The 15,306-nt window shown below is 38.3% G+C and carries 13 protein-coding genes; 9 read left to right on the top strand and 4 right to left on the bottom strand.

Features of this window, described 5'->3' with window-relative positions:
- Positions 1-126 precede the first annotated feature (126 nt).
- Together IGL36_RS07145 and IGL36_RS07140 are read left to right on the top strand one after the other, a co-directional pair.
- Positions 127-840, top strand: a complete 714-nt coding sequence (locus IGL36_RS07145) for a carbonic anhydrase (RefSeq protein WP_002394492.1) — start codon at positions 127-129, stop codon at positions 838-840.
- An 18-nt stretch (positions 841-858) separates the two neighbouring features.
- Entirely contained in the window at positions 859-1,788 is a 930-nt protein-coding gene (locus tag IGL36_RS07140) for a LysR family transcriptional regulator (protein WP_002361904.1), read from the top strand.
- Between the two features lie 49 nt (positions 1,789-1,837).
- Here the strand turns inward: IGL36_RS07140 and IGL36_RS07135 are convergent, their stop codons facing one another.
- Positions 1,838-2,884: a GntR family transcriptional regulator gene (locus IGL36_RS07135; RefSeq protein ID WP_002398334.1), complete on the bottom strand. Its 1,047-nt coding sequence runs from the start codon at positions 2,882-2,884 to the stop codon at positions 1,838-1,840.
- Between the two features lie 156 nt (positions 2,885-3,040).
- Here IGL36_RS07135 and IGL36_RS07130 point away from each other — a divergent pair, with 156 nt between their 5' ends.
- The 4 genes from IGL36_RS07130 to IGL36_RS07115 all read left to right on the top strand — a co-directional run bounded on the left by IGL36_RS07130 (position 3,041) and on the right by IGL36_RS07115 (position 9,373).
- Complete coding sequence (locus IGL36_RS07130; RefSeq protein WP_002398333.1) at positions 3,041-4,330, top strand: glycoside hydrolase family 125 protein; 1,290 nt, start codon at positions 3,041-3,043, stop codon at positions 4,328-4,330.
- Between the two features lie 11 nt (positions 4,331-4,341).
- Positions 4,342-7,032 (top strand): alpha-mannosidase, encoded by a 2,691-nt coding sequence (locus IGL36_RS07125; RefSeq protein WP_002398332.1) that lies wholly within the window; start codon positions 4,342-4,344, stop codon positions 7,030-7,032.
- A 161-nt stretch (positions 7,033-7,193) separates the two neighbouring features.
- A complete protein-coding gene (locus IGL36_RS07120; RefSeq protein WP_002398331.1) occupies positions 7,194-8,372 on the top strand; it encodes a pyridoxal phosphate-dependent aminotransferase in 1,179 nt (392 codons plus the stop codon).
- 110 nt (positions 8,373-8,482) lie between these two features.
- Complete coding sequence (locus IGL36_RS07115) at positions 8,483-9,373, top strand: phosphate ABC transporter substrate-binding protein PstS family protein (RefSeq protein WP_002398330.1); 891 nt, start codon at positions 8,483-8,485, stop codon at positions 9,371-9,373.
- A 41-nt stretch (positions 9,374-9,414) separates the two neighbouring features.
- Here IGL36_RS07115 and pnpS read toward each other — a convergent pair whose 3' ends face one another.
- A complete protein-coding gene (pnpS, locus tag IGL36_RS07110) occupies positions 9,415-11,190 on the bottom strand; it encodes a two-component system histidine kinase PnpS (RefSeq protein WP_430609049.1) in 1,776 nt (591 codons plus the stop codon).
- Positions 11,187-11,897 carry a response regulator transcription factor gene (locus IGL36_RS07105; protein WP_002360193.1) on the bottom strand — a complete coding sequence of 237 codons (711 nt, stop codon included), beginning with the start codon at positions 11,895-11,897 and terminating at the stop codon, positions 11,187-11,189. Before IGL36_RS07105 ends, pnpS begins: the two co-directional genes overlap by 4 nt.
- 162 nt (positions 11,898-12,059) lie before the next feature.
- Between IGL36_RS07105 and IGL36_RS07100 the strand changes: the two genes are divergently transcribed.
- The 3 genes from IGL36_RS07100 (at position 12,060) to ffh (ending at position 14,369) form a co-directional block, all read left to right on the top strand.
- A complete protein-coding gene (locus IGL36_RS07100; RefSeq protein WP_002364031.1) occupies positions 12,060-12,524 on the top strand; it encodes a DUF523 domain-containing protein in 465 nt (154 codons plus the stop codon).
- A gap of 83 nt (positions 12,525-12,607) precedes the next feature.
- Positions 12,608-12,946, top strand: coding sequence for a putative DNA-binding protein (locus IGL36_RS07095; RefSeq protein WP_002357429.1), 339 nt, complete (start codon positions 12,608-12,610; stop codon positions 12,944-12,946).
- A gap of 4 nt (positions 12,947-12,950) precedes the next feature.
- The gene (ffh, locus tag IGL36_RS07090; RefSeq protein ID WP_002360194.1) at positions 12,951-14,369 is read left to right on the top strand and encodes a signal recognition particle protein; all 1,419 of its coding nucleotides are present in this window, start codon (positions 12,951-12,953) and stop codon (positions 14,367-14,369) included.
- 74 nt (positions 14,370-14,443) lie between these two features.
- Here ffh and IGL36_RS07085 read toward each other — a convergent pair whose 3' ends face one another.
- The gene (locus tag IGL36_RS07085; protein WP_002357431.1) at positions 14,444-15,199 is read right to left on the bottom strand and encodes a MerR family transcriptional regulator; all 756 of its coding nucleotides are present in this window, start codon (positions 15,197-15,199) and stop codon (positions 14,444-14,446) included.
- Positions 15,200-15,306: the final 107 nt, after the last annotated feature.

Genomic DNA, 15,306 nt, shown 5'->3' with positions numbered 1-15,306 from the left:
AGATTTAACGGTAGGAGAACTTAGGTCATTTGCCGAGGCGCGTAATGATCTAAGTTCTTTTGTTTGACGTAGAAAAGATGTTAGGATAGAGTTTTAACATGAGTTTTACCCGATTACTATGTGGAAATGAAGGAAGAGTGTATGAAAAAAATAAAAAATATGGACGTTGAATGGAGCTATACAGGCAACGATGGACCAGAACATTGGCATACGCTATGTGACTGGTTTGCAGAAGGTGCTAAGTTTGCTTATCAATCGCCAATTGCTTTAGAAAAAGAAAGTGCTGAGACAATAAATTCTCAGATTACGTTTCATTATAAAAAAGAAGAATTCACTGAAAAGGAATTCAAAAATACGTTTCATTTTGTACCACCAAATACGGAAAGTTACGTAATGTTTGAAAATGTTGCGTATCATTTAACCGATATCCATTTTCATATGCCTAGCGAACATTTGCTGTCGGGAAAGCAGTATCCGCTAGAATTCCATTTGGTTCATATGAATGATGCTGGCGAAAATTTAGTTGTCGGTTGCCTGTTTACCATCACAGAGGAAGAAAATCGTTTTTCAGAAGCGAATCATCCGATGGACTGGGAAAACGGCACGCACCAACAATGGTTTAATCCGTCAATCTTTTTACCAGAGGAGCGTCTACACTACCATTATGTAGGCTCGTTAACAACACCGCCAACTAAGGGTCCAGTGAAATGGTTTGTATTTGATACCATTCAAAAAATGGATCAAGCCTTTTTAAATAAGATCAAGGAAGGTATGTTGGCCTTTAACAATCGGCCCCTTCAGCCGTTGAATGGGCGTAAGATTTATTTTTCAAATGATTAGTGTGTGGAGGAAAAAGTGTTGAATATTCAACAAATGAAGTATGTTGCTGCCATAGCTAACAATGGGAGTTTTCGGGAAGCAGCCAAAAAACTATTTATTACACAACCTAGCTTGTCAAATAGTATTCGAGAATTAGAAGAAGAACTAGGAATTTCCCTCTTTTTACGTACCAATAAGGGCGCTTTTTTAACAGAAGAAGGAATGGTTTTTTTAGAACAAGCAGAGAAAGTCTTAGTTCAAATGGAGTTATTGGAAAATCGCTATCGCGAGACAGTGACCAGCGAACGATTCTCCATCTCTTCGCAACATTACGATTTTTTAGGTGAAGTAATTGCCAAAGTTCTTAAAAAGTATGGGGATCAATATAAAGATTTTCGTGTCTTTGAAACCACAACCTTAAAAGTAATTGAAGACGTCAAAGGATTTCACAGTGAGTTGGGGATTATTTATTTAAATGAACAAAATAGTGTCAGTATTGAACGGTATTTAGAACAAGCTAATCTAGCCTACGAGGTAATTAGTACCTTTAATACACACATTTTTTTAGGTAATCATCATCCTTTAGCCAAGCAAAAAGAAATTCATTTAGAGGAATTAGTTCCCTATCCACAAGTCCGCTTTAATCAAGAAGGAAGCAATTTTTCCTATTTTTCTGAAGATTTAGTTGAAATTCCTGAACAGGAATCGGTCATTCATACTACGGATCGTGGAACCTTGATGAATTTGTTGGTAGAAACCAATGCTTATGCTTCTGGTTCAGGTGTCGTAACGGGTTTTACGAAGAAAGAAATTCGGTTAGTGCCATTGGCGCCAGCCTTGGAAAATCGTATTTGTTTACTCTTTCCCAAAAATCGGGAAATCAGTCCGATTGGTCGCTACTTTATCAAAGAATTAAAAGCGTTGTTTAAAAAAGAGGTAGATACCAAAACGTTTAGCACTAAGGAATAAAAAGAAGGAACTATCAGTGATTTGACTGATAGTTCCTTCTTTTTTTGGCTCATTTTGAAACAGTAGAAATGGTTTCTCTTTCAATTAATGTGACAGGCACTTGAATGTCTTCTATGACTTGAACGTCCTGTTGCATCGTTTGTAATAACACTTCGCCAGCTAGTTTTCCCATTTCTTTAAAGTCTTGTGCCATGGTTGTTAATGGCGGTTCGACAAATGCTGCCGCTTGAATATCGTCAAAACCAATAATCGATAATTCTTTTGGCACATGAATACCTAGGTTTTTACAGTTTCGTAAACAATGTAACGCGCTGAAGTCATTATCGCAGACCACGGCTGTGAGTTGGTGCGCCTCAAAATACTGTTTAAAGTTGTGTTCATCTAAGAGATTGGTTTCCGTGATTGCTGTATGAAATGCCAGATTGGCTTCTTTTAAAGCTTGGAGATAACCTAAATAACGTTGCCGAACGGATTGTAGGGCTGGACTTCCTGAAAGGATATATCCAATTTTTGTATGTCCTAAGCCAATTAAGCGTTCGGTTGCTGTTTTACCACCAGCAAAGTTGTCTGATTGAATGGTTGCAAAAGGTAAATCATGGATCTTTTTATCCAAGACAACGACTGGAAAATTCATCAAAGCCAACTCAAACAATAAGTCGAGGTAGTCATTACTAGTAGCAGCATAATAGACAAGCCCGGCAAACTCATTCACAATGTCCGCAGCATTTTTCTCTCTCAAAAAATTAGGCGAGGTCATAAAGACTTCTAAACCAGCTGCTTGAATAGTAGGGGCCAAACCGCTATAGAAATTTCCTACTGATAAATCGTCTGCAAAAGGCAATAAAAAAAGAACTTTATTTAAAGAGGTATGAAGAGGATGCTTTGGTGCTTGAACAAAACTTCCTTTTCCTTGGTGACGTTGGATTACGCCTTGCGTTTCCAACTCAGTTAGCGCTCGTTTGGACGTAATTCTACTGACGTTAAACTGAGCCGATAATTCTTTTTCGGTAGGCACTTGCGCTCCAACAGGCAATCGCCCTGAATCAATTTCATTTTGTAAATAATCAATAATTTGTTGATATAATGGTTGCTTCATTCATTTCACCTCACAATAAGATATATCTTATTTATAGTTTACCATAAATTAATTGGTTTTAAAATGAAAAAAATGATCGAAATCACTAGACAAAGTGAAATGTAAACGCTATAATTCAATTGTTAAATGATATATCAAATTTAAGAGGTGACGAGAATGGTTTATACAGAAGTTCCAAAATCCGTAGCAACATTTATGGAGACAATTACAGAAAAATGCGGTGAAGCACATCAAGATTGGGCAAAAAACTTTCAGGCGGCCTTTGCCAATACTTTACTAACAACAGTGAAACGTCAAGAAGATGGTACTACCTTTTTATTAACAGGCGATATTCCAGCAATGTGGTTGAGAGACTCAACAGCACAAGTTCGTCCCTATTTAGTGATTGCGAAAGAAGACGAAGACCTTGCTCAAATGATTGCTGGTTTGGTTAAACGCCAGTTTCGTTATATTTGCATTGATCCTTATGCCAATGCGTTTAATGAAACAGATAATCATGCAGGCCATCAAACTGATAAGACAGAAATGAATGGCTGGATTTGGGAACGGAAATATGAAATTGATTCATTATGTTACCCGGTCCAATTAGCCTATTTACTTTATAAAAATACTGGGATGACCGAACAATTTAATTCAGATTTTGTGGAAGGCGTCAAAAAAATTCTCAACGTTTTTACAATAGAACAAGATCACGCACAGTCACCTTATTTATTTGAACGAGATACGTGGCGTCAAGAAGATACGTTGGTTGAAGCAGGGAAAGGAACACCAGTTGGCAAAACAGGGATGACATGGTCAGGCTTCCGTCCTAGTGATGATGCCTGCCAATATGGTTACTTAGTTCCTTCTAACATGTTTGCAGTCGTAATTTTAGGCTATATTCAAGAAATTTTCTCTGATGTTTTAGAAGATGCTACGATTGTGGCGATTGCTAAAAAATTACAAGAAGAGATTGAAGAAGGCATCCAAACATTTGGACGAACAAAAAATCAAAATAACGAAACGATTTACGCGTATGAAGTGGATGGCTTAGGCAATGCAAGCGTGATGGATGACAGTAATGTTCCCAATTTAGTAGCAGCCCCTTATCTGGGTTATTGTTCAACAGAGGATGAACAATATTTAACAACGCGTCAAACCTTATTAAGTAAAGAAAATCCTTACTTCTATGAAGGCAAATATGCGAAAGGGATTGGTAGCTCGCATACACCAGAAAATTACGTGTGGCCGATTGCTTTAGCAATGGAAGGAATGACAACCAAAGATAAAGCAGAAAAAGAACGAATTTTAGATTTATTGGTTGCCACAGATGCGGGGACTCATTTGATGCATGAAGGTTTTGACGTAGATAATCCTGAAAATTATACAAGAGAATGGTTTTCATGGGCTAATATGATGTTTTGTGAATTAGTTATGGATTATTTTGACATCCGAGTGGAAAAATAGGAGGAAAAGTGATGACAAAGAAAAAAGTCTATATTGTTTCCCATAGTCATTGGGATCGTGAATGGTATCTTCCTTATGAAGAACATCATATGCGCTTAATTGAATTAGTGGATAATGTATTAGATTTAATTGAAAATGATCCAGAGTTTAACAGTTTCCATTTAGATGGACAAACGATTATCTTAGACGACTATTTACAAGTTCGCCCAGAGAAAAAAGAAGCTGTAAAAAAAGCTGTCCAAGCAGGCAAACTAAAAATCGGACCATTTTATATTTTACAAGATGACTTTTTAATTAGCTCTGAATCCAATGTTCGAAACATGCTGATTGGGCATTTAGAAAGTCAAAAATGGGGAGCACCAGTTCAATTAGGTTACTTCCCGGATACATTTGGGAACATGGGTCAAACACCTCAAATGATGCAATTAGCAAATCTGCCTGCGGCTGCCTTTGGACGCGGGGTGAAACCGATTGGCTTTGATAATCAAGTCTTAGAAAGCGACTATAGCTCACAATATTCAGAAATGTGGTGGGAAGGTCCTGACCAAACGAAAATTTTCGGCTTGCTTTTTGCGAACTGGTATAGTAACGGGAACGAAATTCCTTCAGAAAAAGAAGCGGCAATCGCTTTTTGGAAACAAAAATTGGCTGATGTGGAACGTTATGCTTCCACAAACCATTTATTGATGATGAATGGGGTCGACCACCAACCGGTACAAAGAGATATTACTAAGGCCATCGCTTTAGCCAATGAACTATTCCCAGAATATGAATTTATTCATTCCAATTTCGATGACTATTTGAAAGCTGTTCAAGAGGAGTTACCAGAAGATTTAGGAACAGTAACAGGCGAATTAACGAGTCAAGAAACGGATGGCTGGTACACATTAGCCAATACTTCTTCTGCTCGCGTCTATTTAAAACAGTGGAACACAAAAGTCCAACGCCAATTAGAAAATATCGCAGAACCTTTAGCAGCAATGGCTTACGAAGTAACTGGCGACTACCCACATGACCAATTTGATTATGCTTGGAAAACATTGCTTCAAAACCATCCGCACGATAGTATTTGTGGCTGTTCTGTCGACGAGGTTCACCGAGGCATGATGACTCGCTTTGAAAATGCCAATGATGTCGGGCATTTCTTAGCAGATGAAGCAACACGACAATTAACAGAAGCAATTGATACAAGTGTTTTCCCAGAAAAAGCGCACCCGTTTGTTTTATTTAATACTAGTGGCTATCAGAAAACGGAGGTTGTCACTGTGGAAGTGGAGATTGAACGATTGCCATTTTATACAGGAAAACCTGAAGATCTTTATCATGAATTAAAACAAAAAGCCACCCCAGATTATCAAGTGATTGATCCAACTGGAAAAGCCGTTGCAAGCCGTATTGTCAAAGAAGATGTTCGTTTTGGTTACGATTTACCTAAAGATGCTTTCCGTCAACCGTACATGGCTAAATACTTAACGGTCGAATTATCTGTTAAAGAAATGGCGCCATTCTCTTGGGATAGCTTTGCATTGATTCAAGGAGAAACGAAAGCTTTTGAAGGAAGTCTTTTGGCTCAACCAGCAATAAATGAAATGGAAAACGAATTTATTCAAGTGAAAATTGAAAACAATGGTAGCTTAACCATTGCTGACAAAAAAACAGGAGAAACATTTTCAAAATTGTTAACATTTGAAGATACTGGCGACATTGGGAATGAATATATCTTTTTCAAACCGACCGAAGACCAAGGAATTACAACCGAAAATGTAACGGCTGAAATTACGAATAAAGAAAATTCCCCTGTAAAAGCAAGTTATCAAATTAAACAAACCGTCATGTTACCAGTTTCAGCAGATGAACGATTAGAAGAAGAACAAAAGGCTGTTCGTGAGTTTAGAGAACGCCAAGCACAACGTTCAACGACGCTTCGCCCGTTCGAAATAACGACAGTGGTTACAATGATCAAAGAAAGTAACCAATTATTCTTTGAAACAACCATTAATAATCAAATCAAAGATCATCGTTTACGCGTGCTTTTCCCAACTGGCATGGTCACAGAAACACACGAAGCGGATAGTATTTATGAAGTCGTGACACGACCAAATCAAGTAAGCGACGCATGGGAAAATCCAACAAACCCGCAGCACCAACAAGCGTTTGTGAATGTTCATGACCAAAATAAAGGCGTGACTATCTTCAATGAAGGCTTAAATGAGTATGAAGTATTGGCAGATGGAACCATTGCGGTCACATTAATTCGTTGTGTTGGCGAACTAGGTGATTGGGGCTATTTTGCGACACCAGAAGCACAATGCCAAGGAGAATATACCTTTAAATATGGTTTGTCATTGCATGGAAAACCAGAAGAACGCTTTGCTACGTATCAACAAGCCTATAGTGCACAAATTCCTTTTACTGCAGCTACTACTGCGCGTCATGAAGGTAAACTAGCACCGAACCATGTCTACTTGACAACGGCAGAAGGACCAATTGGTTGGACAGCCGTTAAACGTCAAGAGCAAACGAATCATTTAGTCGTTCGTGGCTTTAATCTAACAGCGCAAAATATTCCTTGTGAACTTCACAAAGAGACACAACCAGCGACTTGTTTAACAAATGTATTAGAAGAACCGTTGACACCAGCGATAGAAGTTGATGCACCATTACGTCCGTTTGAAATTCGGACATGGCGTTTCGAAAAATAAATAAATAGGAGAACTTTGTTGAAAAGGACAAAGTTCTCCTATTTTCTTCTCTGCCGTTTTTTTGAGATATTTATAATAAAAATCTAGCGAAACAATGAGAAAATCATTCATTTTACGGTCAATTTGTGCTACTATAACGTCAACTGAAGGAGTGAAGCTAAATGGATTTAACCAATCGTTTTAATCGTCAAGTAAATAAAATTGCTGTTTCTTTAATTCGTCAATTTGACGAACAAGTCTCAGGAATTGAAGGTATTTTAAAATTAACACTAGGAGAGCCGGATTTTAACACACCTGAGCATGTCAAAAAAGCAGCCAAAGAAGCAATTGATGCGAATTTTTCTCATTATACAGGGATGTCTGGTTTGTTAGATGTTCGTGAAGCAGCCGCTTATTTTATGAAAGAAAAGTACCATTTGACTTACCAGCCTGCGACAGAAATTTTAGTAACAGTTGGAGCAACAGAAGCGATTTCAGCTTCGTTATTAGCAATTTTAGAACAAGGTGACAAAGTGCTATTGCCAGCACCTATTTACCCAGGGTATGAACCAATTATTACATTGGCGGGGGCGGAACCGGTATATTTGGATACACGAGACAATGATTTTGTCTTGACCCCTGAAATGATTGAAGCGACAATGGCCGAGCATGGGGAACAAGTCAAAGCAATTATTTTAAATTATCCTAGCAACCCAACTGGTGTCACCTATAACCGCCAAGAGCTGCAAGCAATTGCTGATGTTCTAAAAAAATACGACATTTTTGTGATTAGTGATGAAATTTATAGTGAGTTAACTTATGATGAGAGTCATGTTTCGATTGCTGAAATGTTACGTGACCAAACGATTTTAATTAACGGTTTGTCGAAATCACATGCCATGACAGGCTGGCGGATTGGCTTTATTTTTGCACCAGCGATTTTAACAGCGGAGATCATTAAAGTCCATCAGTATTTAGTTACTGCAGCTGCAACAGTGTCTCAAAAAGCGGCTGTTCGTGCCTTAATCGAAGGAATGCATGATGCTGAAATTATGAAAGAAGAGTATCGGAAACGGCGCGATTTTGTTTATGAACAGATGACTCAATTGGGGTTTGAGGTTGCACGTCCAAATGGCGCCTTTTATATTTTTGCTAAGATTCCTACTGGTTATGAACAAGATTCTATGAAATTTTGTATTGATTTAGCGCAAAAAGAAGCAGTAGCGTTGATTCCAGGTATTTCTTTTGGTCCAGAAGCAGAAGGATACGTTCGAATTAGTTATGCGTCCGATATGGATAAATTAACAACGGCCATGGAACGAATTGCACATTACATGGCGACACAACGCGTAACGCACTAGCCTTTATAGATTCTTTACACACCTTTACCTTTTATTTACATTTAATTGAAACAGAATTAACAGAGTCTTGGTAGACTAAACTTGTAACTAATTGAAAAGGAAGTGCAAAGATGAAAAAACGTGTAATTGCAGCAACTATGCTGAGTCTAGGGTTATTATTAACTGGGTGCGGAGCTCAAGGAGGCACAACTGAAAAATCCAGCGAAGCGGATAGTAACAAACCAGTTAAAATTGTCGCTGTTGGTTCCACCGCTTTACAACCGTTAGTAGATGCTGCGAAAGATCAATTTACACAAGAATATCCTAATTATACAGTTTCTGTCCAAGGTGGCGGCAGCGGAACAGGACTTTCGCAAGTTGCAGATGGCGCAGTGACCATTGGAAATTCCGATGTGTTTGCCGAAGAGAAAGATGGCGTGGATGCCTCTAAATTAGTTGATCATCGGGTGGCCGTGGTCGGTATGGGACCAGTGGTCAACAAAGAAGTCGGCGTGAAGAATTTAACAAAGCAACAATTGATTGATGTCTTTACTGGCAAAGTCAAAAACTGGAAAGAAGTGGGCGGCAAAGATCAAGAAATCGTCGTAATAAACCGCGCAAACGGAAGTGGCACCCGAGCAACATTTGAAAAATGGGGCTTAGATGGAGCTAAACCAGTTCAATCACAAGAACAAGATTCTTCGGGAACAGTTCGTAAAATTGTTGAACAAACACCAGGAGCAATCAGCTATTTAGCTTTTTCTTATATGGATGATTCCACCGTTGCCTTAAGCATTGATGGTGTTGAACCAAAAGAAGAACACGTGAAAGACAATTCATGGAAAATCTGGTCTTATGAACATATGTATACAAAAGGGGAGCCTAATAAAGAAGTAAAAGCCTTCTTAGACTATATGGTCACCGATGATGTTCAAAAGACAATTGTCAAAGACTTAGGTTATTTAGCCATCACAGACATGCAAGTAGAACGTGATGTAAATGGAAAAGTAACTGAAAAATAAACAAAAAAACTCAGCCAATAAACAGGATTGGCTGAGTTTTTTTAGGCTTCTTTTTTTGTTAAAGGCAAGGTGATTGTAAAAGTGGTCCCTAAGCCTAAGTGACTATCAATGGCGATTTTACCGCCTAATAATTCTGTGTAATTTTGGACAATAGCTAGACCTAGACCGGTGCCACCAGAATGACGGCTACGTGCTTTATCGACACGATAGAACCGTTCAAAGATCCGTTCTTGGTCTTTTTGACTAATGCCAATGCCAGTATCTTGAACAGATAAACGTAATTGCTGATTTTCAATAGCATAAGAAATAGTAATCTGTCCATTTTCTTGGGAATACTGAATGGCATTTTCAATTAGATTCTTCACGATTGGATAAAACAATTCGTATTTGGTGAAAAATTGGCTCTCTGGCAGACCATGAACGACTGTTTTCAGCTGTTTTGCTGCCAATTGTTGCTGATAAGAACCGAGAATTTCTGTAATGAATTTTTCTAAAGTAATTTCTTGTTCTGCATAAGGAATTGTTGCGCTGCCCCGAGAAAGTTCTAAAATTTCTTGAATTAATTGTTGCAGACGCTGGGCATCTTTTTGCATGATGTGCAAAAATTGATCAAGGACTTCCGGATCTTCTTTGGCGCCATCTATGAGTGTCTCGGTAAAGCCCAAAAGAGAAGTGACAGGCGTTTTTAATTCATGAGACACGTTTGATACAAAATCTTTTTGCATTTTTTCTAGTTGGCGAACGCGCGTTAAATCATAGGCAATTCCTAACACTTGATAATCATTGGCGCTTTGATCATCCAAGTAACGAAGAGAAAGATCTAAGCGTAAAGGTGTGGGTCCTTGTGTCACAGTGATTTCTTGATGTAAGCTGTTTTTTTCAGCGACGACTTGATGGATTAAATGAATCAAATCGGCGTCTTGAATCACTTCAAGATAATTGCTTTGCATATTTTTATCAGAGAGTCCTAACATTTCCTGCATTTTAGGATTCAACAGACGAAGCCGTCCTTGCGTATCAATGATAAAGACACCAATCATCAGCTCATCTAAAAGTTCGTGAAATTGCTCATCCGCAGACGTATACGCTTTATACGTTTGACTTACTTGTTGACTCAGTAGGTTAATAGTTTCGTAAAGTTCATTCCATTCAGAAGATTGCTGGATAATGGATCGATTTTCATCTGGATGTTTAAGCATTCGTTTCAGAATCGGTAAAACAGTCACTAGCGGTTGATTTTTTTGCCGTAACAATAAAAAGATAAACAAGGTAATTAGTAGGAACAAGATGCCAAATGTAAAGATAATATAGCGACGAAAAGATTGGATATTTTTAGAAAATAGCGCGGTTTGTTCCGAAATCCGAATAATGCCAACGATTTCTCCTGATTTTAAAACGGGCGTGGCAACGTACAGAAGTTCTTTATTTAACGTTTTACTCTTTCGTAAAGCTGAACCATAGGTAGCTCCTGATAGAACCGCAGCGATTTCAGGCCGTTTTTTGTGCGACTCTAGCGGTTCATTTTGGCTGCTGTCAAAAAAGACGGTACCATTTTTTTGCAACAAAGTTACCCGTTCTTCTGCATCATCTAACTCATGGGTGACAAGGAGTTGTTGTTGGTTTGTCAGTTGCCCTTTTTCGAAAACGGAAGGGGGCAACTGGTCTGTTAAAAGGGTATTTTTTCTTCTTAAATAGGTTTCTTGCTGAGCAACCATTTCTTTTTGAAAGAAAAAATTGGTCGCTGCAATACTCCCGACAAATAATAAAAGCATGACTGCCGCAACTAAAAAATATTCAATCCGCAGTCTCTTTTTCATCGTTTTGGCTCCTGAAAACGGTAGCCAAAGCCACGGACAGTTACTAAGTAAACGGGCCGTTTGGGATCAGGCTCGATTTTATCACGTAAATGACTAATGTGGACATCGACGATGCGACTTTGTCCAGCGAAGTCATATTGCCAAATTCGTTCCAACAAGGTTTCCCGATTAATGACCCGATCTTTGCGTTTCATGAAGTAAACGAGTAATTCAAATTCTTTTGGTGTTAGTTCAATGGGCTGATTGCGCACAAAGACTTCATAATTTTGTTCATCCACACGAATCTCGCCAATCACAAGCGGAGCTTTAGGTGTGTCCTCTTGAAGCGGTTCGGTCGTGGTAGGTTTTAAACGACGAAAAATAGCTTTCATGCGTGCTAGGACTTCTCTGGGACTAAAAGGTTTTGTTAAATAATCATCTGCCCCAATTTCTAAGCCGATGATTTTATCTACTTGTTCATCTTTGGCAGTTAAAATCAAAATAGGCGTGTCAATTTTTTCTCGACGAAGTGCTTTGGTAATTTCTAAGCCATCCATACCAGGAAGCATTACATCTAAAATTATAAAATCATATTGATTAGACAAAGCTAATTCGAAGCCGTTTTTACCATCTTCGGAAGTAGTCACCTGATAGCCTTCTTTTTCCAAATTAAAGGTTAACAAAGTTAAAATCGATGGTTCATCATCGACGACAAGAACTTTTTTCATTTACATAACTCCTTCAAGAAATTTCTGAAAATAAGTGTATATTTCACTATTGTTAGTTTAACATATTTTTAGAGGAAGAACGTACTTTAAAGTAAGCGAGAATGCTACTTTTGAGAAAAGTCAACTCATGGTATAATAGAGAAATGAAATGAGGAGAAGCGAATGATTGGTATTAGTAGTTGCTTAGGTGGGATTTGTTGCCGTTACGATGGAAAATCTCAAGAACAAGAAGCGTTAAAACAACTTGTAACTAATGGAAAAGCAATAATGATTTGTCCCGAAGTTTTAGGAGAGTTGCCCATTCCACGTCCGCCAGCAGAAATCATTGGCGGGGACGGCTTCGATGTTTGGGCGAATACTGCTTATGTATATACGGATAACGGGGAAGATGTCACTGAGGCATTTAAAGCAGGGGCACAACGCGCGTATCAAAAATTAAAAGCCCAACAAATTACAACCTTGATTTTGAAAGAAAAAAGTCCCAGCTGTGGCAGCCAGCTGATTTATGATGGACAATTTTCTGGCATTAAAAAAGCTGGAGTTGGAGTCGCAACTGCTTATTTTATTCAACAAGGAATGACCGTTTATTCTGAAGAAACATGGCAACTTGCGGACATTTCTTTTTAAAAGGTAAAAACTTAGTAAAAAAAGATTGACTATTCCCTATGAAATCGGTAACCTATAAGGGATTGAAGATGGGAGCACGGCTCATGGAAATGGAAAAAACAAACCGCATGAATGCGTTATTTGAATTTTATTCGACATTATTAACGGAAAAGCAGATGAATTATATGGAGCTTTACTATGCTGATGACTTTTCTTTAGGAGAAATTGCGGAAGAATATGAGGTTAGTCGCCAAGCGGTTTATGATAACATTAAACGAACCGAAAAAATTTTAGAAGAATACGAAAAAAAGTTACATCTTTATTCAAACTATGTTGTACGGAAAGAATATCTTGAACAACTACAGCAGTATGTTCAAGAAACTTATCCCAAAGATAGTGAAATCAAAAAATATATTGAACAAATTCAAGAAATAGAGGAATGAAACTATGGCTTTTGAGAGTTTAACAAACCGCCTACAACAGGCAATGAGTAAAATCCGTCGTAAGGGAAAAGTTTCCGAAGCCGACGTAAAAGAAATGATGCGAGAAATCCGTTTGGCTTTATTAGAAGCCGACGTTAATTTACAAGTGGTCAAAGATTTCACAAAACGCGTCAGGGAACGGGCAGTAGGAGTCGAAGTATTAGAAAGCTTATCACCAGCCCAACAAATTGTAAAAATTGTTGATGAAGAATTAACGAAAACGTTAGGTTCAGAAACGGTTGAATTGAATAAATCTCCAAAAATCCCAACAGTGATTATGATGACAGGGTTACAAGGGGCTGGTAAAACAACTTTTACTGGTAAATTAGCCAAACACTTAATGAAAACTGAAAACGCTCGTCCGCTTTTAATCGCTGGTGACGTTTATCGTCCAGCAGCGATTGATCAGTTGAAGGTTTTAGGTCAACAATTAGAAGTTCCCGTTTTTGATATGGGAACAGATGCTAATCCAGTGGAAATTGTTCGTCAAGGGTTAGCGTTAGCAAAAGAAAAGAAAAATGATTATGTCTTAATTGATACGGCCGGCCGTTTACACATTGACGAAGCTTTAATGGACGAATTGAAACAAATTAAAGAGTTGGCTAATCCCAATGAAATTCTGTTAGTTGTTGATGCGATGACGGGGCAAGATGCTGTCAACGTTGCAGATAGTTTTAATGAACAGCTTGGAATTACTGGGGTTGTTATTACCAAAATGGACGGCGATACTCGTGGGGGGGCTGCGCTGTCAATTCGGGCAGTAACGGGGGCTCCGATTAAATTTGTCGGTTCTGGTGAAAAATTAACCGATTTAGAAATTTTCCATCCCGATCGTATGTCGAGTCGTATCCTAGGTATGGGGGACATGTTGACGCTAATTGAAAAAGCGCAACAAGATTACGATGAGAAAAAAGCAGAAGAACTTGCTCAAAAAATGAAAGAAAACAGTTTTGACTTTAACGATTTCATTGAGCAATTGGATCAAGTTATGGGCATGGGACCGATTGAAGACTTATTAAAAATGATCCCTGGAATGAGTAACATGCCTGGTATTGAAAATGTCAAAGTCGATCCAAAAGATGTGGCACGGAAACGGGCGATGGTCCTATCAATGACCCCTGCAGAACGTGAAAATCCTGACCTATTAAATCCTAGTCGCCGCCGCAGAATTGCAGCTGGTTCAGGAAATAGTGTGGTTGAAGTCAATCGTATGATTAAACAATTTAAAGAATCCAAAAAAATGATGCAACAAATGTCCAAAGGGGATATGAACATTCCTGGTATGGATCAAATGCTAGGTGGCGGCGTTAAAGGCAAGCTAGGCAAAATGGCCATGAATCGTATGATGAAGAAAAACAAAAAGAAGAAAAAGAAAAAAAGATAAACAGGCTTTAGTTAATTATTGGAAGAAACAGAAAGTGCGCCATCAGTCTCTTCGACTGATGGCGCACTTTCTGTTTAAGCGTAGTTTTGGATAATTGCGTTTAACGCTTCGGCAAAACCAGCACCGTGTTGTTCATAATATGACGTAAATCGTTCATCGCCAACATACATAAGGCCTAACCCTTTGTGTGCTTCTGGCGAATAGCTTGACCAAGAGTACATTAACCAATCTTTGTGTAATTGGAAAATTTCTTGCGCAAGTTGACTAGTCAACTTGGGTGATTTTTGATACATGGCTAACTTAGAAAATAAATCTTTTTCCACGTTCTGCATTGCTTGCATGTCTTTTTCCGTCAAGTTTAAATATTTTTTGTTGGCTTGTTCAATCGTTTCGTTGCCATATTTTTCCCGAATCTCTTTACCATATTTTTCTTCGTTTTCTTGAACTTTTTGTTGTTTGAATGCTTCGAATTTTTGCTGATCTGACATGTTTATCTCTCCTTTGTAATGGTGTAAGGTTTGTTGAACAGAGGCTAAAAGACGATCAATTTCATTGCGCTTTTCCAATAGTTTTTGTTGATGCTCGTATAAAGCCTGTTCAACATTAAAGTCAGGTTGCTCCAAAATTTCTTTAATTTCATCTAGTTTCAGATCCAATTCACGGTAAAAAAGAATTTGTTGCAAACGATTCACCTCGGCTTGCCCGTAAATTCGATAACCAGAAGAATTAATTCTGGCTGGTTGAAGAAGACCAATTTCATCATAATATCTTAACGTCCGTGCACTGACGCCAGATAGTGAAGCCATTTTTTTAATTGTATATTCCATCATTCATTCCTCCTGACAAAATCTATCATAAACCTTTACGTAACGAGAGGGTCAAGCAAAAAAATAAAAAAAGTGAGACAACCTGTAAAAAGTTGCCTCACTTTTTCTCG

Origin of the sequence: Enterococcus sp. AZ011 (assembly GCF_050548355.1) — a bacterium.
In the GTDB taxonomy this organism is placed as follows: Bacteria; Bacillota; Bacilli; order Lactobacillales; family Enterococcaceae; genus Enterococcus; species Enterococcus faecalis.
Note: the sequence above shows the minus strand (reverse complement) of the source record. Positions and strands in the feature narration are given on the sequence as shown.

Excerpts from the sequence above, each read along its gene's own strand:
- IGL36_RS07145 (WP_002394492.1), top strand. The coding sequence starts at position 127 with ATGAAGGAAGAGTGTATGAAAAAAATAAAAAATATGGACGTTGAATGG.
- IGL36_RS07135 (WP_002398334.1), bottom strand. The coding sequence starts at position 2,884 with ATGAAGCAACCATTATATCAACAAATTATTGATTATTTACAAAATGAA.
- IGL36_RS07130 (WP_002398333.1), top strand. The coding sequence starts at position 3,041 with ATGGTTTATACAGAAGTTCCAAAATCCGTAGCAACATTTATGGAGACA.
- IGL36_RS07125 (WP_002398332.1), top strand. The coding sequence starts at position 4,342 with ATGACAAAGAAAAAAGTCTATATTGTTTCCCATAGTCATTGGGATCGT.
- IGL36_RS07120 (WP_002398331.1), top strand. The coding sequence starts at position 7,194 with ATGGATTTAACCAATCGTTTTAATCGTCAAGTAAATAAAATTGCTGTT.
- IGL36_RS07115 (WP_002398330.1), top strand. The coding sequence starts at position 8,483 with ATGAAAAAACGTGTAATTGCAGCAACTATGCTGAGTCTAGGGTTATTA.
- pnpS (WP_430609049.1), bottom strand. The coding sequence starts at position 11,190 with ATGAAAAAGAGACTGCGGATTGAATATTTTTTAGTTGCGGCAGTCATG.
- IGL36_RS07105 (WP_002360193.1), bottom strand. The coding sequence starts at position 11,897 with ATGAAAAAAGTTCTTGTCGTCGATGATGAACCATCGATTTTAACTTTG.
- IGL36_RS07100 (WP_002364031.1), top strand. The coding sequence starts at position 12,060 with ATGATTGGTATTAGTAGTTGCTTAGGTGGGATTTGTTGCCGTTACGAT.
- IGL36_RS07095 (WP_002357429.1), top strand. The coding sequence starts at position 12,608 with ATGGAAATGGAAAAAACAAACCGCATGAATGCGTTATTTGAATTTTAT.
- ffh (WP_002360194.1), top strand. The coding sequence starts at position 12,951 with ATGGCTTTTGAGAGTTTAACAAACCGCCTACAACAGGCAATGAGTAAA.
- IGL36_RS07085 (WP_002357431.1), bottom strand. The coding sequence starts at position 15,199 with ATGATGGAATATACAATTAAAAAAATGGCTTCACTATCTGGCGTCAGT.